Consider the following 20,651-nt stretch of genomic DNA (forward strand, 5'->3'; position numbering starts at 1 on the left):
CACACATACTATACTAGTTACAAAAAGCCGTCAAATTTTGATGGCTTTTTTGTTGTCTTTACTTGATTAAATAAACTTTCAAAGCTAACTTTGTAGTGATTTTACACGCGTGAGAACTATTTGGGCACATATCTTCATCTTACTATACGTAACTGCCATGTTACGTCCAGTAATGCCTTTAGCAAACTACTTGATCAATCAAGATTACATTGCTGAATTTCTATGTATTAATAAAGATAAGCCCGAACTTGAATGTAATGGTAAATGTTACTTAGCAAAGCAACTAAAAGAAGCTTCCGCTGAAAAGGAAAAAAATCTTCCCGCAATTGCTATGGAAGAATATCCAATTGGAATTATGACATTTACGGTATTTGAAGCAACTCATACTTCTGAAACCAATACTGAAGCTAACTTTCAATACAAAAATCACTACAAGTATTCATATTTGAATTTAGTTTTTCATCCACCAACTTTCAATTCATAACATACACATTTTTTACGTTTTTAGATGGTTTCTACACGATCTAAAAGCACATATCTATGAATTAAAATCAAACATTTTTGTTGCATGTTTTAATACATCAAACAGATATGCAACAGCATATATTAAATCATTACATCGATGAAAAATTATATATACGCTATCATCCTATTGGTAGCAACATTTACATACGCACAAGAAACTGAAGACACAACTTCAAAATGGACAGGTAGCAGACCTGACGGACACGCGCCAATCTCAGTAATGGGCGATCATACACATGGAAAAGGAGAAATAATGTTTAGCTATCGCTACATGTACATGAACATGGAAGATCTAAATCGCGGAAGCGAAAACACTTCTTTTGCAGATGCATTAACGCAATACATGGTTACTCCGACACGTATGCCAATGCAAATGCACATGTTGGGCGCAATGTATGCTCCAAGTGATAAAGTTACACTTCTGGTAATGACGAATTACCTAACAAGTGAAATGGATCATGTAACTCGTATGGGCGGAACATTTACAACAGAAACTTCAGGTTTTGGAGACACAAAAGTTGCTGCATTGTATAAAATCTTTAATAAAGACAAACAACAATTACATGCGCAAGTTGGTGTTTCTATTCCAACAGGAAGTATTGACGAACAAGATGCTACACCAGCTTCTGCACCAAACGAAGTTATTTTGCCTTATCTAATGCAAATTGGAAGCGGAACGTTTGATGGAGAGTTTGCATTAACATATTTGAAACAATGGAATAATTGGTCATTTGGAACACAAGCGAGAACAACTGTACGTTTTGGAAAAAATGACAACGATTATCGTCTTGGAAATCGTTACAGTTTAAATAACTGGGCAGCTTTTACAGCGACTAAATGGTTAAGTTTTTCTGGAAGAGTAGAACTTGGTGCAATTGACAGAATTGAAGGAACTAATCCTGCATTAAATCCAATGATGGTGATTACGGCTGACACACAAAATTCTGGAATGACCTATGCAAACGCTGGACTTGGCTTCAATGTATACGCGTTTAAAGGTTCATTAAAAAACCTACGTTTTGGATTTGAAGCGGCAATGCCTATCTTCCAAAATATGAACGGAATTCAGTTGCGAAATAAAGAAACCCTAACATTTGGATTGCAGTATGCATTCAAATAAGATTCTCTAAGTTTACGTAAAGAATCCTCAATTGTAATGATTGGGGATTTTTTGTTTTATTGGTCATTTAAGAAACTAAAGCAAGGCGATCCAAGAAATTTAGTCCTTCCATTCTAATGATTCAATCAACGTGCGAATGTCTTTTTTAATATAAACTACCGCTGGATATATAGAATCATAGTTTGGTTTTGCGTTAAAGTATAACGAACCTGTTAAGAAATGTTTTGTACTATCGGTTACATAAAACTGTGCTTGTGAGGCTGCATTTCCTTCAACTTCATATACCATTCCATACACATTCTGATCTTTATTGGCATACACTGTTGGTTCAATTGCATCCGCTTTTACAGCATGTTCATAGGTGAGTTTTTGAACATCTTCAAGTAGTTGATTTAAGTTTCCATCAATTTCTATATATGACAAATGCAATGTTCCGTTTAATGAAGGATAATCCAGATTTACCCAACAGTTTTTCTTAGAAACTAGTGTCGCAATTTGATTTTTTTCAAATGTATACGGGCAATCTAATTGCATTTTTGCATAATTTGCTTCTGGATATTCTAAACTCAAAAATGCTTTTGGCTTTGGCAGTACTTCTCCTCCACAAGAAATTAATAATATACCAAGAACCGAAATAATACTTATATACTTAACTATCTTCATTATTTGAGCGTTACTTTTACTTGTTTCAATCGTTTCTTATCAATCACTTCTACCGTAAACGTATAATTACCGAAGTTTATTTTATCTTTTACTTTTGGAAAGCCTCTAAATATTTCTAGCACAAAACCTGCTATAGTTTCCGACTCACCTTTATGCGCCTCAAAATCAGAAGTATCACTTAATCCAATTACTTTGTAGAAATCTTTTAAATTGGTTTTTCCTTCAAAGACATAATTTTTATCATCAATTTTAGAATAGATTAAATCTTCATCATCAAATTCATCGCTAATATCTCCAACAATTTCTTCAATTACATCTTCCAATGAAACCAATCCGGAAGTTCCTCCATATTCATCAACCACAATAGCTAAGTGAATTTTCTTCTCTTGAAATTCACGTAGTAAATCGTCTAGTTTTTTATTTTCAGGTACAAAATATGCATCACGCAATAACTTCGTCCAAGCAAAATTTTTGGCATCAATATGTGGAATTAAATCTTTCACATATAATATTCCTGAAATTTCATCCAAACTCTCTTTATATACAGGAATTCGTGAATATCCTTTTTTGGTAATTTCACTCAAAACTTCTTCAAACGGCATCTCTTCTTTCAACGCAAATACATCCATTCGCGGCTGCATTACTTGTTTAGTATCTGTATTTCCAAACGAAACAATTCCTTGTAAAATTTTCTGTTCTTCCTTCGTCGTTTCGTCTTCAGAAGTTAACTCTAATGCTTGTGATAATTGGTCAACCGAAAGATTTGACCCTTGTTTCCCCAATCTTTTATGAATAATCCCAGATACAAAACTCATTGGACCACTAATAGGTCTAAAAATCTTATCTAAAAAATTTAGCGGATATGCCATCATTGCCGAAAACTTTTGTTTGTTACGACTGGCGTATACTTTTGGAAGAATTTCGCCAAAGAGTAAAATTAAAAAGGTAACAACTCCTATTTCAATAACCAATCGGATCCATTCTGTGGTAATTCCTGCAAAGAAAAGATCGCTCATCGAAGCAAATAATAAAACCGTTGTGATATTAATAAAGTTATTGGCAACTAAAATGGTTGCTAATAACCTTTTGGGTTTTCGAAGTAATTTTGCCACTAATTGCAGACGTGCTGAATCAGACTCCTCAGCTTCATTGACCTCAGTTTGTGATAAAGAAAATAGCGCAACTTCTGCTCCTGAAATTAAGGCAGAGCATATTAATAAGATACCAAAAAAAACAATCTTAAAAATAACAAGTCCATCAAAGGCTGTTGTAAAGATGATTATACTGGGTTCTGGATCCAAACTTTCAATGGTTAATTAAACTTCGATTAAAATGGTAGATCATCGTCTTCTTCAACAGGTGTAGCTTGTGGCGCTGGCTGTTGTGGTTTTGCTGGCTGTGCAGCTTGATGATTCGTAGTTGCATTTGTATTTGCAGACGCATTTGCTGTATTTGCGTTTGCTGCATTTGATTGTGATTCTTTCTTGGTTGACAAAAATGTAAAGTCTGTTACTTGTACTTCCGTAGAATAACGTGTATTTCCATCTTCACCTTGCCATTGTCTGTTTTTCAAACGACCTTCTACATAGACTTTATCGCCTTTGCTTAAATATTTTTCACAGATTTCTGCGGCTTTATTTCGAACCACAACATTATGCCAATCCGTATTTACAACGCGTTCGCCTGTTTGTTTATTTGTATAGGAATCATTGGTTGCTATTGGAAAACGCCCAATACAACCGCCACCTTCAAAGTAATGCATTTTTACCTCATCACCCAAGTGCCCTATCAACATTACTTTATTTAGTGTTCCACTCATATTCTTAAATTTATGTGTATAATCAAATGTACTAAAAAACCATTAAAAATTGAAAGCTTCAATGAAGTTTCCAATCAAAATTGGTACTGGATATTTTCTAATTTCGTTCAAAGGTATTCCGTTTTTTAATGTATTACTAGTTTCTACGATCCAAAATGTTGTATGCAAATGTTGATGTGACAGCTTGTGTACAATTATTTTTTTATTGAATTGTGTAATAGAAAAGTCTTTCGTTTGTGTAATTTCTTGAATTTCAGCTCGATGATTTTCTATATTTTCAAGTTCGTTTGGCGTTTCAAGTAATGGAAACTGATACAATCCTTGCCAAATTCCTTTTCCTTTGCGTTCTTCTAAAATTGTTTGTTCTTGGTTTGAAACGACAACCAAATAGTTAAACCAGCGGTTTTTAACCTTTGTCTTTTTCAGCTTGACTGGCAACATTGGCACACGCTGATTTTTTAATCCTTCACAACTTGAAGTAAACGGACATATAATACAATATGGACTTTGCGGTTTGCATTGTACAGCGCCAAATTCCATAATTGCCTGATTAAAATTTGCAGGATCATCATGATCTACGACTTCAAAAGCTAACTTTTTGAATAATTTTATTCCTTCAGTACTATTAATAGGTGTATCAACATCAAAATATCTGGACAAAACTCTGTACACATTTCCATCAACTACGGGCGCAACTTCATCAAAACAGATGGAAGCAATTGCACTTGCTGTGTAATCTCCGACACCTTTTAGCTTCAAAAGTGCCTTATAATTGTCTGGAAACTGTCCATTATAATTATTTACGATGTCTTTTGCTGTATAATGTAGATTGCGTGCACGCGAATAATAACCGAGTCCTTGCCAGAGTTTCAACACGTATGATTCTTCGGCTTTCGCCAGATCGTACACTGTTGGAAATGCTTCCGTAAACTTCTCATAATAAGGCAGTCCTTGTGCTACACGCGTTTGTTGCAGCATAATTTCGGATAGCCAAATACGATATGGATCTTTAGTTTTTCGCCAAGGTAAATCGCGCTTATTTTGGAAATACCATTGTATAATTTCTTTGGAAAAATTCATTAAATTGAATAATAAGCAAAAATATATCTTTATATCGTTAAATTTTAATCAATTAGAATATAAATATTATCTAATTAATTATATATTTGCAACCCTTAATTTTTATAAAAAATAAATAAAATATATTAAAATGACGAAAGCGGACATCGTAGCAAAGATTTCAGAGAAATTAGGAATGGAAAAAGGTGATGTACAGGCAACTGTAGAAACTTTTATGGAAGAAGTGAAGAATTCTTTAGAGAGTGGAGACAATGTTTACCTTAGAGGTTTTGGTAGTTTTATCATCAAAACAAGAGCGGAGAAAACAGGTAGAAACATCTCTAAGAACACTACAATTAAAATTCCAGCACACAACATTCCTGCATTTAAACCTGCAAAAGTTTTTGTTGAAGGCGTAAAGAGCAACGTTGAAGTAAAGTAATTAAAGAATAATTTATTAATTAAAAACTATAGAGCATTATGCCAAGTGGTAAAAAAAGAAAAAGACACAAGGTGGCTACGCATAAGCGTAAGAAGAGAAGAAGAGCTAATCGCCACAAGAAGAAGTAGTTTATAGTAAACTACTTCTTTGTTTTATACAGATTATTAATTTGTATAAAGCAAAAAACGTTCTTTGAAAAAAAATTGCATACTAACGTAAGCACTACTGTCTTGTGCTTACATTTGTGTATGTATATTTTATTGGGTAGAAACAATACCTTTTGAAAATTGTTTAATCCATCTGTACATTTATGTATGGATAAAAATTAAATCAGAGTGAATAAAGAATTAATCATTAGATCCAATTCCTCTGAAGTTGATTTTGCCTTGCTAAAGGATGGAAAACTTATAGAGTTACATAAAGAAGAAGATAACAACGATTTTGCAGTTGGAGACGTATTTCTTGCTAAAATAAGAAAACCCGTTTCAGGACTAAATGCAGCTTTTGTAAACGTAGGCTACGAAAAAGACGCCTTTTTACATTACCACGATTTAGGACCGCAACTTCCTTCTTTATTGAAATTTATAAAACGTGTAAGCACAGGTAAATTAAAAGATTATACATTAAAAAACTTTCCTTTTGAACCAAATATAGATAAGAATGGTAGCATCATGGATGCCATAAAAGCCAATCAATCATTATTAGTTCAAATTGTAAAGGAGCCAATTTCGACCAAAGGTCCTAGAATTAGTTCTGAACTTTCTATTGCTGGACGATATATTGTACTTGTTCCCTTTTCGGAGCGTGTTTCTATATCACAAAAAATAGAGAGTAAGGAAGAAAAAGACCGGTTAAAACGTTTGGTACTTAGTATCAAACCGAAAGGTTTTGGCGTTATTGTACGTACAGTAGCTGAAGGCAAAAAAGTAGCTGAATTGGACCAAGACTTACAGAATTTGTTGACTAAATGGTCAACAATGTGTAAAAAACTGTATAAAGCTGAACATCCATCGAAAGTATTAAGTGAAATGAACAAAGCATCCTCAATTTTGAGAGATATTTTTAACGAGTCATTCACAGGAATTCAAGTAGATGATGAAGATCTTTATTACGAGATTAAAGAATACGTGCACAAGATTGCACCAAAAAAAGAGTCTATTGTAAAATTGTACCAGTCAAAAGTTCCACTTTTTGAAAAGTATGGAGTAGAACGACAAATTAAAACCTCTTTTGGAAAGACAGTTTCCATGAGTAAAGGCGCTTATTTAGTAATAGAACACACAGAAGCGTTACATGTTGTTGATGTTAACAGCGGTAACCGTTCTAACAAAGCCAAAACACAAGAGGACACTGCATTAGAAGTCAACATGATTGCCGCACGAGAAATTGCAAGGCAACTACGATTGCGCGATATGGGAGGAATTATCGTCATCGACTTTATAGATATGACCAATGCAGAACACCGAAGAACTTTGTTTGATCATTTGAAGACAGAAATGAAAGACGACAGAGCGAAACATAAAATATTACCTCCTAGTAAATTTGGTTTGGTACAAATTACACGACAAAGAGTACGACCAGAAGTAAATATTAAAACGAGAGAAGTAAACCCTAATGGTGGTGGCAGCGAAGTAGAAGCTCCAATTGTTCTCGTTGATAAAATTACAACTGATCTAGAAAGAATTTTAGCCAAAGATGGCTTCAACGGAGTTACGTTAAACACGCATCCTTTTATTGCGGCGTATCTCACAAAAGGATTTCCATCCATCCGTTTTAAGTGGTTTTTAGACCATAAGAAATGGGTAAAAATATTACCAAGAGATGCTTACACGTATCTAGAATATCGTTTTAAAGATAAAAACGATGAAGTTTACAATTAATGAAAAGCGACCAATATTTGGTCGCTTTTTTTGTTTATAAAAACTTAATATATCCGTCGTTTTTTTCTTATATTTAAATCTCTTTAATTTTACAAGTAATTTTTTAATGAATAGTTTAGGAGTAATACAAAAAACAATCGAGCAATTTAATCAGGATATATCTGACAATAATAAATTAATTATTGCACTAATAATTTTCACTTTGATAAATATACTATTATCTCTGATAAATATTTATTTTAAATTTAAATTAAAGAATAAAGAAAAAGAAATTAATAGCCATAACATCAAAGAAGTAAGTAGGATTGAAAATCAAGAAAAATTATACTCTTTGCTTGAAAATCTTACTTATTATGATGGAACTAAAGAAAAAGAATTTCAATCTAAGCTTACAGAAATTAATAAATTTTTAACTAAAAAAAGAATATACCTCACTAAAGGTATTATCAAAATAGCTAGTGAATTTAACGACTATAACATGCAAGTACTGGTAGATTATAGAAGTAAAAACTATGAGAAAGAAATTGAGTTTCTAGAAAAGTATAATTCAGAGTTTAATGATCGTAGATAATAGAAGAAATAAAATCATTAGATTACCTAAGAAAGTAAATGTCAATTCAGTAAGTAAAATACTTTACGAATTTGAAAAGGTTTTCTCTTATGAAAACATGAGTTTAAAAGGTTATGACTTAGACCTTACAGATATAAAAAAAGTTAATGTTTTAGGCATGCTCATAATTTATAAAATTATAGAGTATTCTGTTGAGAAAAAGTGTTTTTTAGATCCTGGAATTTATTATGATGATTTAATGGAAGAAAAGTGGATTGAATATAAATTTGAACATTTAATAAACTCATATATACGTGGCGTTGATTCTTTCCAAAAATTTAAAAACCTAAAAATACAATTGACTGAAAAATTTATTCTTGCTCCTCAACCACTTTTAAGAGAAAGTAATTTCACTGATAAATATCTAAAAAATCAATTCCTTCCAAAACTTAAGGAATATTACCTTAATCAAGAAAAAGTAATCTCTATGATTTTCACATGCTTTAGTGAAATTTTACTAAATTTTTGGGAACATGCTGTTCAAGATACTAAATCTATTTTGATGGCAGATGGCAACAAAAGTTATATTGAAATAGCATGTTCAGATACTGGAAATGGGATGATTTCTTCACTGAAAAAAAACCCAAAATATAAAAATCTAAGTAACAAAGAGGTTTTTTCAAAAAGTGTAAATAAAAATGTTACATCAAAAGAAAAAACTTTTCATATGGGATTTGGTTTATGGATAATTGATCAAATAGTTCGAGAAATAAAAGGTAGATTTCATTTATTTTCGGAAGGTTTTCATTATTCTAATGAATATGGCAAAATTAATATAAAAAAAACAGGATTTTGGAAAGGTACAATTGTATATATTGCACTACCTTTAAATAATGCCAAATCGCTTTGTGACATAAACATGTTTGAAACAAAAGAAATGCAAAACATTAAAATTGATTTTATATGATAATCAAGCTAGCAGAATATGGTCCGATAATTAGCAGTAAAAAAATTGGCGAAGAAATTTCTAAATTGTTAGAAGAATCTCTAGAAAAGAATGGTAGTGTCGAAGTTGATTTCAGAGATGTCGTAAGCATGGCTACATTTTGTGCCAAACAAATCTTTGGAAAACTTTATGTAGAAAAAGGAGCTAATCGGTTTTTTGATGAGATCAAATTATCCAATGTAAATGATGATTTAAAGATCATTATAAAAATGGGGATTCAAAATGCTATTCAAGAAAAATAACAATCTACTACTACTTCACGGAGCTTTGGGAAGCGAAGTGCAATTACAACCACTACAAGAGCTATTAGCAAACGATTTTAATGTACATACTTTAAATTTTGAAGGTCACGGCGGACGTGCTTCTGACAATACCTTTGACATGGAACGATTTGCAGGTAATGTTGTTGAAAAACTACAAGCTTTGAATATTTCTAATACACATATTTTTGGATATAGCATGGGCGGTTATGTAGCATTGACTCTTGCTAAGAAATATCCAGAAATGGTAGATAAAATTGTCACGCTTGGAACTAAGTTTGATTGGACATTAGAAACTGCACAACAAGAAGTTAAAATGTTGAATCCTGAGAAAATCGAAGAAAAAGTTCCTGCTTTTGCGAAACGACTTCACGAATTGCATCAACCAAATGACTGGAAAGAAGTGATGCAAAAAACAGCAGCAATGATGTTAGCATTGGCTAATGGAAAAAAGCTAACGAATGGTGATTTAAGTCAAATTCAACATAAATCTCTAATCGGAATTGGCGCTTTAGACACTATGGTTACAGCTGATGAATCAGAAAACGCGGCTTCACATTTACCAAACGGAACGTTGAAAGTTATTGAAAATGTAAAACATCCAATTGAAAAAGTAGATACGAACGTTTTAGCAACTTTTATTCAAAATTTTATTGCTTAATTTCAATTTATGAAATCACAAGTAGCAAATTATTTAAATCGATACGCATCTTTTGATTCAGAGGAAATTGATCTTATTTTTAAATCACTTTCAGAAAAAACGTTTCAAAAAAAAGAATTCTTACTAGAACAATATCAGGTTTGTAAACATCGCTTTTTTATTGTGGAAGGTTTGGTTCGCTATTTTAGAACCGATAGTGATGGAAATGAAAATATAAGTCTCTTCGGAATTGAAAATTGGTGGATTACCAACTTGGATAGTTTTGTAAATGTAGCACCTTCTCACAATGCAATTCAGGCTTTAGAAAAAACAATCGTTTTGTATATTTCTAAAGATGATTTGGAAGTATTATATCAAAAAGTTCCAAAATTGGAACGTGCTTTTCGTATTATTACAGAAAAAACACTCATTGCTGTGCTAAGAAAAGATGAAGTGTACATGAAACAAAGTAGCAAAGATCGTTATTACAGTCTTGTAGATACAATTCCAAATTTTGCACAACGCGTTCCACAGTATATGATTGCTTCTTATTTAGATATTACACCAGAATATTTAAGCGAAATCCGCAAGAATAGATAAGTTACCTTCAATTTTATAGCTATATCAGAGAATTTTTGAAAAACTATTCTCGATACGTTTTTATCAATTTCTATTACTTTCAATATGAAAAAACACTCGAATTGACGTTTTTCAAATTCAGTTTATATCTTTCTTAAGATATCTTAAGGAGTTTCAAACGTGTTCCAACTTAGTTTTGTGTAAACAATTAAACGAACTATTATGGAACGAATTTCATATGGAGATATTCCAACAGGAATGTTTGAACATTTACAGAAAATAGAAACTTTTATCAAAGAATCATCAATAGATAATCAACTTTTAGAATTGATTAAATTGAGAGTTTCTCAAAAAAATGGTTGCGCATATTGTGTAGATATGCATTACAAAGAGTTGAAAAAAACTGGAGAAACTGAACTTAGACTTTCTTCTTTGTGCGTTTGGGAAGAAACACCTTATTTTTCTGATAAAGAACGAGCAGTATTAACTTTTGCAGATGCTTTAACCAAGTTACAAAGAACGCCAATTCCTGATGCGATATACAATCCGTTATTACAGTTTTTTGGTAAGAACGAAATTTGTGTACTTACACTTGCTATTACACAAATAAATACTTGGAATCGATTGATGAAAACATTTTTATTTACGCCTGGGAATTATGTAGCAGTTTAATAGAAAAGCGATCAAATTTGATCGCTTTTCCATATCGTTTCACCTTAATTCTACAATGTTTCTAATCGATTGTTTAATTTCTGTATATTGTTCATCAATAAGAATAGTAAAAGTCTTTATAAAATGAAAAAAGGAGTATTCTTCCTATTATTGATTAGTATTTGTACGATTATATCTTGTACTACGCAAAAAGCAACATCAAGTAGCTCAATAAATGTAGACACTGTTTATTTATTTCAAAATGGTAAAGAAATTAGCATTTCAAAAAGTAATGAACAGGTTTCAATTAAAAGAAATACGTTTTCGTTACGATTTTATAATAAGAAATATAACGTTAGCACCAAAGAGTTTTATGCGATTCAGATTGCTTCTTTTTTAGATGAACAATCTTTGGGCAATATAAAAGTTGGAATGTCAAAAAATGATACTCATAATTTTTCACCAGGAACAGGAATGGCGCCTAGTATTAGCGGGAAGTATGAGTCCTTAATGTTTCAGGAATATGCTTCACATCATTATTTAATGTATAAAAATACTGAAAGTAAAAGAGTGAATCTTATTGATACTTATGGCGATTATTTAAAGCTTGAATTCGAAATTAACAACCTTCAATATCAAGGAAAACAAGTTCATATGTCCGAAACAGATTTAACTGATTTTTATTTAGCAATTTTGATAGACCGAAATTTAAATGGTTATATCGATGAAGGAGAATTAACTAAATTGAAAATAAAAATTAAACAATAAATACATTCACTTTTTTAGTAATATTCATGTTATTCTTAGTCCAATCCAATATTTATTCTGATCCAGATCATGACCGTATTTTTGATGCGTTACACGATTTGAACATTTCATATGAGAAAATCGAATTAAATTCAGAAACCCAAAAAATTACTACTGAAGCCAATCGCACAGATGTTTTTGTATATGGTTCTGTAAAGTTAGCACGACTTGCCAAAGCCAACACACACTGGAGTCCAGGTTCGTATTACGGTGGAAATCATCAGTATAAAATCTATTCAGAATATTACAAAGAAAACCTACTCAATTATGATGTAGAAGTTTTCAATTTTGAAGATCCGATTAGCTGGAAACCGAACGAACAGAAATTCATTAAACCATATAAAGATGCCAAAATTTTTACAGGAAAAGTGTTTACAGAATTAAAGTGGACAGATTTTGTAAAGCATTCGTTAGAAAATCCAAAAACACCTTTGTTAAATTCAACGTCGTTGATTCAGGCTTCTATTCCAAAAGATATTTATAAAGAAGCACGTTTATGGGTTGTTGGCGGACAGATTGTAGCTGCTGTGTATTACAAGTTTAATGGAGATGTTGTTTTTGAAGCAGAAGTTTCCTCGGAAGGAATTGAGTTTGCCAAACAAATGATTCAAACCTACGAAGTTGCAGAAGCTTTTGTAATGGATATTTGCTTAACAAATTACGGCTGGAAAATTGTAGAGATCAATTGTATTAATAGTGCTGGATTTTATCCAAACCTCAACGTACATAGTTTGATAAAAGCATTAGATATTTACTTTTCTTAGGAACATAAATACGCAGTTCTTCGTATTGTCTTTTCTCGAAATGACAACTATTTTTATATTGAAAAATAATATGAGAATATGCAAAAACCATTAACACAAAAAGACCGGAATAAAATTCGAAAAAAGATAGGATTCGTAGCTGTAGTTGCAATAGCTGCCATCACAATTTTTACTTTTATTTACTTTTTTATAATGAAAGGTAACTTCTCAAGTAATGATAGTTTTAGCTATATACCTTTTGTAATGTTCGGGATTTTTGGATTGTTTTTTGTGGGCATTATTGGCTACTTAGTATGGACGTTGACACAAGATATGAGTGCTGGAGTTAAAAACTGTTTTGAAGGTATTGTAGAAGATAAAAAACTGAATATACGCAAAAGCACTTCAGCTGGATCTGGAAGATCTGGAAGGAGAACAAGTACGAAAAGAGATTATTCTATCACGGTTGACGGCATAGAACATAAGGTAGAGTTTGACATGTATAATTATGTAAGCGTTGGCGATCTTATCTATTTTGAAGTTGCACCAAAATCTAATGTTGTATTGCATTATGAAATTCTGGAAGAAGTAGTTTCAGAACCAAAACATTTTATCAGTCATAGACAAGCCAAATATCCAGATTCAAAAATTAGAAAAGCACCGCTGACTAGAGAAGACGAAAGCCAACTTCAAACATTTTATAAGGCAAAAATCCGTTCTCGCTTCACAACTATTACATTTATAAGTATTCCTATTATCGGGTTATTATTGAGTGGCTTAGGATCATTGCTAGTTTTTCTTTTTCCATTACCATTAGTTTTAATTTATCTATTATATAAGCTATATAAATTTCATGTAACCTATAGAAAATCTACCAATAAAGGGCGAAAAGAACTAATTACAACACAAGTTATTGACAAGCTTTTTACTACCGTTTCAAACAATGGAAGAAAACACAGCAAGTACAACCTAAAAACAACTTATGGAACTATTCTTGTTTCGGAAAATTTGTATCAAAGAGTTAACGCAGGAGACGAAATTACCATACACAAAGCATTGCATTTACCAAATCCTCTTGGCATTTCTATGGATGAAATTTATTATCCTTTTTACTAGTTTTCTGAAGAATCTTTTTTTTAAAAATAACTCCTGTTTAAAGTAAAAAGTACTTGTGAGTTACTATTTTTACATCAAATTTAGCGTACTAAACAGTTATGAAATTACTTTGTTCTTGGTCTGGTGGAAAAGATTCTTGTTATGCTTTAATGCAACTACAACAACAACCTATTGTTTTATTAAATGCTTTGAATGAGAATGGTGAAATTAGTCGTTCGCACGGACTTTCCAAAACCTTATTACATGCACAAGCTGATGCTTTAGGAGCTTCTATTCATTTTATCTCAGCAACTTGGACTGATTACACAGAGAAGTTTATTCACAAGCTTAAAACGCTTACAAATCAATATGAATTAACGGATGCTGTTTTTGGAGATATCGATATTCAATCACATCGCGATTGGGAAGAAAAGGCCTGTAAAGCTGCAACTATTAACTGCAATTTGCCGCTTTGGCAACAAGATCGAAGAAAGCTTGTCACAGAGATGATTGACGCAGGAATTGTAGCCATGATTGTTTCCTGTAATGATTATTTAGGTCAAGAATTTTTAGGTAAAATCATCAATACAGAAACCATTGAACTACTCGATAAAAAAGGTGTTGATATTTGTGGTGAAAATGGTGAGTTTCACACCGTAGTATTAGATTGCCCACTTTTTAATAAACCTATAAATGTGGTTCAAGGAAAAAAAATGAGCAATGGAACTGGTTATAATTTTATTGAATTATTTCTCAAAGAATAATTAGCGTGTAATTTTCTTTGTTATTCTTCCTTTTTCAGTATCAATTACAACAATATATACACCTGAAGCTTGTTCGTTTAGCGATATTTTTTGACTCATATCGTTTACAGAATTAATCTTTGTTCCCAACATAGAATATACCGTTGCACTATTAATTTCTATTCTAGATTTTTGCTTTATTTCTAATTCGTTATTGTTGTTTAAATACACAGCAATTGCATCCTCATTTACAACCTCATCAACATTTAGCGTAGATTCTTCTATAAATTGCAATTCAAATCGATCTGAAAAAACACCATCAACACTTGTAAATGTATAATCGGATATTTTTAAATCATGAATTATATTTAAATCTAAATCTTTTAGATAAATATCTGTTGTGTTTAATATTCCATCTACTTCTCCAAGTCCAATCGTTAAATCACCTAAAATCTGCGAATCGTATCCTAATGGAACAATATCATTTACCGTAAATGTTGGACGTCCTTGAATCCCATATTCTGCCGTAGCATCTTTGGAATAAAAACTTAGATAGTTTGTTCCTTTTATACGAATTCCATCATATAATCGATCTCTTTGAAGCGTTGCATCATCAAAAAATCCAATTAATAGCTCACTAAATACGCCATCAGCATTGGTAAGGTGTAACCAAACTCTATCTTTTTCTATCGTTGGATCATTTTCAGCATTATTTGGTCTGTAAAAATTAGTATTACTGTATGTATTGCTTCGCATACTATTATTAAAAGTAACAGTTCCTGCTGTAATTGCTTCTAGGAAAAATCCTTGTCCAGAAGCTATAAATCCTGTTGGTGTCGTACTTCCACTTACTGAGCCAGTACCGATTCCTCCAACTGTATTATACATAGCATAATCATCCGTACTGTAGTTAAATGTATTTGGTCCAGGGTTTGAAATCGAAACATCATCTACATGTGTCCAGAAATATAAGGTTCCGGTAATATTTGTATTGAATGTAACAAAATCATCCGCACTTACAGCAGAAGGATATGGGTTTCCAATAAAATTCCAATCGTCATCTGTGTCAGTTGCATCAGCACTTAAACTTATAGGCGTTGTAATAACTCCATTGTTAACCGTTCCACTAAACATAATTGATTCGGTTCTTGGAAAACTTCCTGTTGTTGGTCCCATCACGGCGTATCCAACACCGGGCGTCATTGTATTTGTACTTGCTTGTGGGCTCCAAATATTATTATCATCATCGACTTCGTCATTGTCTAAATCTTCATAGTTTGCTGCAATATAACTATATGCTCTATCTAATCGCCAACCACTTAATGCTGTCCCAAAAGTTGTACTTGTCACTGGTGATGACCAATATGTGTAATCATATTGTTCAAATGAAGTGGTGGTTTTTTCAACATTTATAATTCCTGTTCCGTTTAATGAAACATTTCCAGCGTCTTCTACCATGATAAGTGAGCCTCCATTATTGATATTCAGAATTCCAGTATTATTAACCGTTAAATCATTTTCTATATCAGCATAGCTTCCGCTTGGAATTGTTAATGTAAAACCACTATCTATCGTTAGTGAACATACAATTAAATCACCGTTCGTTGTTGTATTATAATTTGCCGCTAAGGAAGCTTCTCTTGATCTATCTGGCGTTCCATTACTCCATGATGCTCCATTCCAAATGGTAATTCCCCTATCATGTTCTCCTAAGTACGGATTTGTTGAAATTGCTGCGTTTTCTACTTCTGCATCAGTAAATTCAACCCAATCACTAATATCCCATGTAGTGGATGGCCCAGAAGATACACACGAGTTTCGCACAAAGCATCTGCGATCTCCCCAAGTTGTCCCATCTCCAATAACATCTACTCTATTTGCCCATGTATTACTATCAATGCTTGTTGAGATAATTACAATATCATCTCCACTAAATAGACTTGCTCCAGAAGGAAATTCAAACGTAGGGTTTCCATCATAGCCAACTTCGCCAGGTGATGCATATGCTGGCAATACTGCAGTATCATGTTTATAACGACGAACTTCTCCGACTGCCATATCTGTTGAAATCAACACATTGTTATTGAACGATGACGAACTTCCATTTGATGGATCAGCAGAAGTTGGAGTATCAGCATCCGCATTGTTTAATACGACTATGTAATATGTATTTGCAGGGATTATGGCGCCACTTATATTTTCTACTTCAATCCATTTATTTGTAGAAGAGCCTTCATAGTATTGCGAAATCATAATATCACCTGAACCCGCACCATCATTGTCTGTAATTGTTAATGTATGTGTTGTATTTGTTCCGATAGATGGCGTTGTTCCACCTGCTACATTTTGCAAATTTAGGATTACTGTTTCACTAGGTTCTACAACTGCATCATCATTTGATATAAAAATAGTTACACATTGATTTGTAGAAGATCCTGCAGGGAATGTAAGTGTTACAGGAAACGAAATTGCCGCTGGTATTCCTGCTCCATCGTCATAATCTGTACCGTTTGTAGCTGTGCTTGCTCCATCTAGCGCTACTTCAACAGTTGTTGCAGTTGAACCACTTGGATTTGTAATTGCTACACAGACATCTATAAATGCACCATTTTCCGCGAGTGTAGAAGTTGTTGCGACAAATTCAACTTCTGTGGATGCACATGGAGATACTAATGAGTTTGTTCCTGGCGATCCACCAATAGTAACTTCTTGCCAATTAGTTCCTGTATCAGAATTGTCCATCGTGATATCTGTAACATGTAGTGAAGCGCCATTTCCATCGGCGCCATCTCCATTGTCGTAAGTTACAACATCAGCTACCGTAGTACCATCAGCAGCAAATAGTGTTACTGTTCTTGTTGAGTTTGCTAAATTATTAGTGTTATTTATTCCTGCGGTGAGTCCGAAATCTGGAGCAAAATTACATCCAGGATTAAAGCTTCCATCTCCATTACTTCCGACTCCAATGGTAATACAAGTTCCATTTGCTATGGTTTGCCCACCTGAAAAAGTATACAAAGTAGAACCATTTGAATCTAATGTATACAAACTTAAACTTTGCGTACTTCCTGAAACATTACAGATTTCAATCCATTCGTCATCTGTTCCAGTAGAATTGTACATTATTTCAGTAATGACAACATCTGCTGTTGGCGGTGTGTTTATTGTTAAGATTCCAGAATTATTTGTTACTGGATCCCAAAAATCACCCATATTATCTGCTTGAATTCCTCCATAGGTAAAATCACTACTGTTTATTCTAAAACGACTTGCATAATAGTATGTTCCTGCGGATCGCGAAGAACCAATTTCAGATGTATATTGATCATTATTTCCAACATCAGAGTCATAAGTTGCTGCAATCCAAGTCCATCCAGCATCTACTCTAGGGTCATTATCTGTTGTATTATATCCAATCCATGCTTCTACATTTGCTCCTTGACCAACTGCATCTGTGATTCCAGGCTCATATACTTGTCCATATACATTAAATGAGTCACCTTCAGTTATGGTTGCAGTTTTAGGAAAATCAACATTACAAAAATCTGCTATATCTGGATCAACGGTTAGTTGCACAGAATCACTACTCCAAACTCCTCCAGAACCGCCATAGGTAAAGTTACACATATTGAGTCTAAAACGACTTGCGTAATAGTATGTTCCTGTTGCTAAACCAGAACCGATTTCTGCACTAAATTCATCATTATTCCCAGCTTGTACATTAAACGTAGCCGCAACCCAAGTCCAACCTGAATCAACACTCGGATCATTATTTGTTGTATTGTAACCAATCCATGCTTCTACACCGGTTCCTGCGCCAGCCGCTTCTGTAACTCCTGCTTCATATCCTTGTGCAAATACGGTAAAACTATCGCCTACAGTAATGGTTTGTGATGTTGTTGGAAATTGCACGTTTGTAAAATCCATTGCATCTGTACAACTTGAAGTTACTGTTCCATTAACGACAATGTCATCACCTGAACCTTCAAATCCTCCAGATCCACCAGTAGATTCTGAAAAACCATATATTCTATACGTAACTGCTGCTGTATTTCCTGTTTGACTTACCGTAAATGTAATTATTTGTGTACTTGTATTGTCGGCAATAGCCATTTCTGCATCAATATTTGCCGCATAACTATCTAATGAGCTTCGCAAAGAAATAGCACTTAGTCCAGTTCCTGAACGTTGTACATTAAAAACCATTGTTGTGACATTGAACTCAAAACCACTACTTGGTGTGATTGTAAATTCCATATAATCATTCCCAGAAACAGCATTTGCTATACTTGTTGTTGCCCAAGAAGTAGCATTAAATCTGTTTCCGTTGTTGGAGGCCGTTAATCCCGAACCTCTTGTTATTGTTGAACTTGATAAATTTGCATCATTTGAATTTGATGCTGCTGAAGTTTCATTTCCTGATAATCCATTGAAGTCAAAAGTTAGAATTTGACTATATCCAATAAAGCACATAAGAAAAAAGAAAACGAGGGCTATTTTTTTTTTCATCCTACTACATTTTTAATACCCTACTAATATACTCGATAATTCGTTAATTATCAAAAGTCTTAAAACTTGTTTCTGTAAATAAATAGTTATTCTTTTGTAAACTCGTATGGAAAAAAAATCCTATTCAGTCACAGAAGCCAAAGCGAAGCTTCAACAATACTGCGCATATCAAGATCGTTGTCATAAGGAAGTCATTGAAAAACTAAAGTCAATGAACATGATTCCTGAAGCAATTGACATGATTGTTTCTGAATTGATTCAGGATAATTTTTTGAATGAAGAACGTTTTGCAAAAAGTTTTGCCAGAGGCAAGTTTAGAATTAAGAAATGGGGACGTTTGCGTATTGTTAGAGAATTAAAGTTTCGAGCTATTTCTAAGTATAATATTGATACAGCTTTGAAAGAGATTGAAGAAATCGCGTATTTAAATACGCTAGATGAACTTGTTAGAAAACGCGCAAATGCTGTGAAAGAGACAAATTCGTTTAAGCGAAAGAAAAAAATTGCTGATTATTTATTTTATAGAGGTTGGGAATCTCACTTGGTCTACGAAAAGATTAATGAGTTGGAAAAATAGTTCTTATATTTTATATCTTTTTGTGTGTTCGTTTGATGGCTTGCTCATTTTTCCAATCAATCCATTTTTGACCTTTCATTCTTCTCATTAAGTTGTCGTAATGCCTCATGATAAAAAAATTATATACTGCTTTTCCTAAGTTTTTAGGATTTTTAGCAAAAGAGCGTAAACTCATAGAAAAACCTGGCGTTATGTATTTCATATAATGCCAATATCCTTCAGGCATGTATAAAATATTTCCATGTTCTAATTCTGTGGTGTGTCCTTTTGCTTTTTGCAACGCTGGCCATTTTTCAAAGTCTGGGTTTGAGAAATCGATGTCTTCACGAACAATCAAAGAGTGTGGAATTTTATAAAGAAAGTCGTTTTGTTTTTGATCAAATAGAATACATTGTTTTTTCCCTTCAAAGTGAAAGTGAAATATATTTGCCAAGTCAATATCGTAATGCATAAATGTATGTGAATTTGTTCCACCAAAGAACAACATTGGCAACGATTTTATTAGTTTCAAACCAAAATCTGGATATACAAAATCATCTTGAAGTGCAGGTACTTCTTTTAGTATGTTCCAAAGAAAGATGCGATATTTTGTAGGTTCACGCTTAAGTAAATCTACATATTCTGACATTTTCATTTTCGCATGTGGTTCGTTAAAACCATCTTTATAATCTACAGGTCTGTCGTCATATAAAGGCACTTCTACATTACCCGCAATTTCTTTCATATAGGCTAAACTCCATTTGTGATATGCAGGCCAACCTTCTATAAAATTTTCTATCACCACAGGTTTTTGTGGAGTAAAGTAATTTTTTATAAAGTCTTCTTTGGTAATTGTTTTAACCCTTGGAATTTCTTGCAGATTCAATTTCAATATTCTAACGTTAATTAAAGCTAAGTTACTAAATTGTTACGTAATTAGATATTTTGAGCATAAAAAAAGAGCTCATTTCTGAGCTCTTTTATGTTAATACTTTGGTAATTTT

At 32.9% G+C, this 20,651-nt stretch carries 21 protein-coding genes; 15 read left to right on the forward strand and 6 right to left on the reverse strand.

All coding sequences use genetic code 11. The features are described from left to right. Positions 1 to 109: 109 nt before the first annotated feature. Positions 110 to 484: a hypothetical protein gene (locus ACUUYC_RS04945; protein ID WP_474264365.1), complete on the forward strand. Its 375-nt coding sequence runs from the start codon at positions 110 to 112 to the stop codon at positions 482 to 484. Positions 485 to 622: 138 nt separating this feature from the next. Next, a complete protein-coding gene (locus ACUUYC_RS04950; protein WP_474264366.1) occupies positions 623 to 1,645 on the forward strand; it encodes a transporter in 1,023 nt (340 codons plus the stop codon). Between the two features lie 99 nt (positions 1,646 to 1,744). Here ACUUYC_RS04950 and gldD read toward each other — a convergent pair whose 3' ends face one another. The 4 genes from gldD to mutY are packed head-to-tail and all read right to left on the reverse strand — an operon-like array spanning position 1,745 to position 5,207. Continuing rightward, positions 1,745 to 2,308, reverse strand: coding sequence for a gliding motility lipoprotein GldD (gene gldD, locus ACUUYC_RS04955; RefSeq protein WP_474264367.1), 564 nt, complete (start codon positions 2,306 to 2,308; stop codon positions 1,745 to 1,747). Continuing rightward, entirely contained in the window at positions 2,308 to 3,609 is a 1,302-nt protein-coding gene (locus ACUUYC_RS04960) for a gliding motility-associated protein GldE (protein ID WP_474264368.1), read from the reverse strand. The genes gldD and ACUUYC_RS04960 overlap by 1 nt, the downstream gene beginning before the upstream one ends. Before the next feature lie 26 nt (positions 3,610 to 3,635). Continuing rightward, positions 3,636 to 4,127 (reverse strand): single-stranded DNA-binding protein, encoded by a 492-nt coding sequence (locus ACUUYC_RS04965; RefSeq protein WP_474264369.1) that lies wholly within the window; start codon positions 4,125 to 4,127, stop codon positions 3,636 to 3,638. 42 nt (positions 4,128 to 4,169) lie between these two features. Beyond that, positions 4,170 to 5,207: an A/G-specific adenine glycosylase gene (gene mutY, locus ACUUYC_RS04970; RefSeq protein WP_474264370.1), complete on the reverse strand. Its 1,038-nt coding sequence runs from the start codon at positions 5,205 to 5,207 to the stop codon at positions 4,170 to 4,172. 130 nt (positions 5,208 to 5,337) lie between these two features. On the opposite strand from mutY, the gene ACUUYC_RS04975 reads away from it, so the two are divergent. The 12 genes from ACUUYC_RS04975 to ACUUYC_RS05030 all read left to right on the forward strand — a co-directional run bounded on the left by ACUUYC_RS04975 (position 5,338) and on the right by ACUUYC_RS05030 (position 14,603). After that, positions 5,338 to 5,628 (forward strand): HU family DNA-binding protein, encoded by a 291-nt coding sequence (locus ACUUYC_RS04975; RefSeq protein WP_007095511.1) that lies wholly within the window; start codon positions 5,338 to 5,340, stop codon positions 5,626 to 5,628. A 335-nt stretch (positions 5,629 to 5,963) separates the two neighbouring features. Beyond that, positions 5,964 to 7,508: an Rne/Rng family ribonuclease gene (locus tag ACUUYC_RS04980; protein ID WP_474264371.1), complete on the forward strand. Its 1,545-nt coding sequence runs from the start codon at positions 5,964 to 5,966 to the stop codon at positions 7,506 to 7,508. A gap of 106 nt (positions 7,509 to 7,614) precedes the next feature. Continuing rightward, positions 7,615 to 8,079 (forward strand): hypothetical protein, encoded by a 465-nt coding sequence (locus ACUUYC_RS04985; protein WP_474264372.1) that lies wholly within the window; start codon positions 7,615 to 7,617, stop codon positions 8,077 to 8,079. Beyond that, positions 8,066 to 9,025 (forward strand): hypothetical protein, encoded by a 960-nt coding sequence (locus tag ACUUYC_RS04990; RefSeq protein ID WP_474264373.1) that lies wholly within the window; start codon positions 8,066 to 8,068, stop codon positions 9,023 to 9,025. Before ACUUYC_RS04985 ends, ACUUYC_RS04990 begins: the two co-directional genes overlap by 14 nt. Then, positions 9,022 to 9,306 (forward strand): STAS-like domain-containing protein, encoded by a 285-nt coding sequence (locus tag ACUUYC_RS04995; protein WP_474264374.1) that lies wholly within the window; start codon positions 9,022 to 9,024, stop codon positions 9,304 to 9,306. Before ACUUYC_RS04990 ends, ACUUYC_RS04995 begins: the two co-directional genes overlap by 4 nt. After that, on the forward strand, positions 9,287 to 9,985 hold the full coding sequence (locus ACUUYC_RS05000; protein WP_474264375.1) for an alpha/beta fold hydrolase: 699 nt from the start codon (positions 9,287 to 9,289) through the stop codon (positions 9,983 to 9,985). The genes ACUUYC_RS04995 and ACUUYC_RS05000 overlap by 20 nt, the downstream gene beginning before the upstream one ends. 9 nt (positions 9,986 to 9,994) lie before the next feature. Beyond that, positions 9,995 to 10,564, forward strand: coding sequence for a Crp/Fnr family transcriptional regulator (locus tag ACUUYC_RS05005; RefSeq protein WP_474264376.1), 570 nt, complete (start codon positions 9,995 to 9,997; stop codon positions 10,562 to 10,564). Positions 10,565 to 10,765: 201 nt separating this feature from the next. Beyond that, the gene (locus tag ACUUYC_RS05010; RefSeq protein WP_474264377.1) at positions 10,766 to 11,215 is read left to right on the forward strand and encodes a carboxymuconolactone decarboxylase family protein; all 450 of its coding nucleotides are present in this window, start codon (positions 10,766 to 10,768) and stop codon (positions 11,213 to 11,215) included. 123 nt (positions 11,216 to 11,338) lie between these two features. After that, entirely contained in the window at positions 11,339 to 11,962 is a 624-nt protein-coding gene (locus ACUUYC_RS05015; RefSeq protein WP_474264378.1) for a hypothetical protein, read from the forward strand. Positions 11,963 to 11,988: 26 nt separating this feature from the next. Beyond that, the gene (locus ACUUYC_RS05020; protein ID WP_474264379.1) at positions 11,989 to 12,765 is read left to right on the forward strand and encodes an ATP-grasp domain-containing protein; all 777 of its coding nucleotides are present in this window, start codon (positions 11,989 to 11,991) and stop codon (positions 12,763 to 12,765) included. Positions 12,766 to 12,843: 78 nt separating this feature from the next. Further along, on the forward strand, positions 12,844 to 13,860 hold the full coding sequence (locus ACUUYC_RS05025; protein ID WP_474264380.1) for a hypothetical protein: 1,017 nt from the start codon (positions 12,844 to 12,846) through the stop codon (positions 13,858 to 13,860). A 98-nt stretch (positions 13,861 to 13,958) separates the two neighbouring features. Then, entirely contained in the window at positions 13,959 to 14,603 is a 645-nt protein-coding gene (locus ACUUYC_RS05030; RefSeq protein WP_474264381.1) for a Dph6-related ATP pyrophosphatase, read from the forward strand. On the opposite strand, the gene ACUUYC_RS05035 is transcribed toward ACUUYC_RS05030, so the two are convergent. Then, on the reverse strand, positions 14,604 to 19,091 hold the full coding sequence (locus tag ACUUYC_RS05035; RefSeq protein WP_474264382.1) for a lamin tail domain-containing protein: 4,488 nt from the start codon (positions 19,089 to 19,091) through the stop codon (positions 14,604 to 14,606). A 106-nt stretch (positions 19,092 to 19,197) separates the two neighbouring features. Here ACUUYC_RS05035 and ACUUYC_RS05040 point away from each other — a divergent pair, with 106 nt between their 5' ends. Further along, positions 19,198 to 19,668 carry a regulatory protein RecX gene (locus ACUUYC_RS05040; RefSeq protein WP_474264383.1) on the forward strand — a complete coding sequence of 157 codons (471 nt, stop codon included), beginning with the start codon at positions 19,198 to 19,200 and terminating at the stop codon, positions 19,666 to 19,668. 10 nt (positions 19,669 to 19,678) lie between these two features. Here ACUUYC_RS05040 and ACUUYC_RS05045 read toward each other — a convergent pair whose 3' ends face one another. Next, on the reverse strand, positions 19,679 to 20,539 hold the full coding sequence (locus tag ACUUYC_RS05045; RefSeq protein WP_474264384.1) for a cupin-like domain-containing protein: 861 nt from the start codon (positions 20,537 to 20,539) through the stop codon (positions 19,679 to 19,681). Between the last annotated feature and the right edge of the window lie 112 nt (positions 20,540 to 20,651).

Source organism: Kordia sp. E, assembly GCF_056033805.1.

Excerpts from the sequence above, each read along its gene's own strand:
- ACUUYC_RS04950 (WP_474264366.1), top strand. The coding sequence starts at position 623 with ATGAAAAATTATATATACGCTATCATCCTATTGGTAGCAACATTTACA.
- gldD (WP_474264367.1), bottom strand. The coding sequence starts at position 2,308 with ATGAAGATAGTTAAGTATATAAGTATTATTTCGGTTCTTGGTATATTA.
- ACUUYC_RS04965 (WP_474264369.1), bottom strand. The coding sequence starts at position 4,127 with ATGAGTGGAACACTAAATAAAGTAATGTTGATAGGGCACTTGGGTGAT.
- mutY (WP_474264370.1), bottom strand. The coding sequence starts at position 5,207 with ATGAATTTTTCCAAAGAAATTATACAATGGTATTTCCAAAATAAGCGC.
- ACUUYC_RS04975 (WP_007095511.1), top strand. The coding sequence starts at position 5,338 with ATGACGAAAGCGGACATCGTAGCAAAGATTTCAGAGAAATTAGGAATG.
- ACUUYC_RS04985 (WP_474264372.1), top strand. The coding sequence starts at position 7,615 with ATGAATAGTTTAGGAGTAATACAAAAAACAATCGAGCAATTTAATCAG.
- ACUUYC_RS04990 (WP_474264373.1), top strand. The coding sequence starts at position 8,066 with ATGATCGTAGATAATAGAAGAAATAAAATCATTAGATTACCTAAGAAA.
- ACUUYC_RS04995 (WP_474264374.1), top strand. The coding sequence starts at position 9,022 with ATGATAATCAAGCTAGCAGAATATGGTCCGATAATTAGCAGTAAAAAA.
- ACUUYC_RS05000 (WP_474264375.1), top strand. The coding sequence starts at position 9,287 with ATGCTATTCAAGAAAAATAACAATCTACTACTACTTCACGGAGCTTTG.
- ACUUYC_RS05005 (WP_474264376.1), top strand. The coding sequence starts at position 9,995 with ATGAAATCACAAGTAGCAAATTATTTAAATCGATACGCATCTTTTGAT.
- ACUUYC_RS05010 (WP_474264377.1), top strand. The coding sequence starts at position 10,766 with ATGGAACGAATTTCATATGGAGATATTCCAACAGGAATGTTTGAACAT.
- ACUUYC_RS05015 (WP_474264378.1), top strand. The coding sequence starts at position 11,339 with ATGAAAAAAGGAGTATTCTTCCTATTATTGATTAGTATTTGTACGATT.
- ACUUYC_RS05020 (WP_474264379.1), top strand. The coding sequence starts at position 11,989 with ATGTTATTCTTAGTCCAATCCAATATTTATTCTGATCCAGATCATGAC.
- ACUUYC_RS05025 (WP_474264380.1), top strand. The coding sequence starts at position 12,844 with ATGCAAAAACCATTAACACAAAAAGACCGGAATAAAATTCGAAAAAAG.
- ACUUYC_RS05030 (WP_474264381.1), top strand. The coding sequence starts at position 13,959 with ATGAAATTACTTTGTTCTTGGTCTGGTGGAAAAGATTCTTGTTATGCT.
- ACUUYC_RS05035 (WP_474264382.1), bottom strand. The coding sequence starts at position 19,091 with ATGAAAAAAAAAATAGCCCTCGTTTTCTTTTTTCTTATGTGCTTTATT.
- ACUUYC_RS05040 (WP_474264383.1), top strand. The coding sequence starts at position 19,198 with ATGGAAAAAAAATCCTATTCAGTCACAGAAGCCAAAGCGAAGCTTCAA.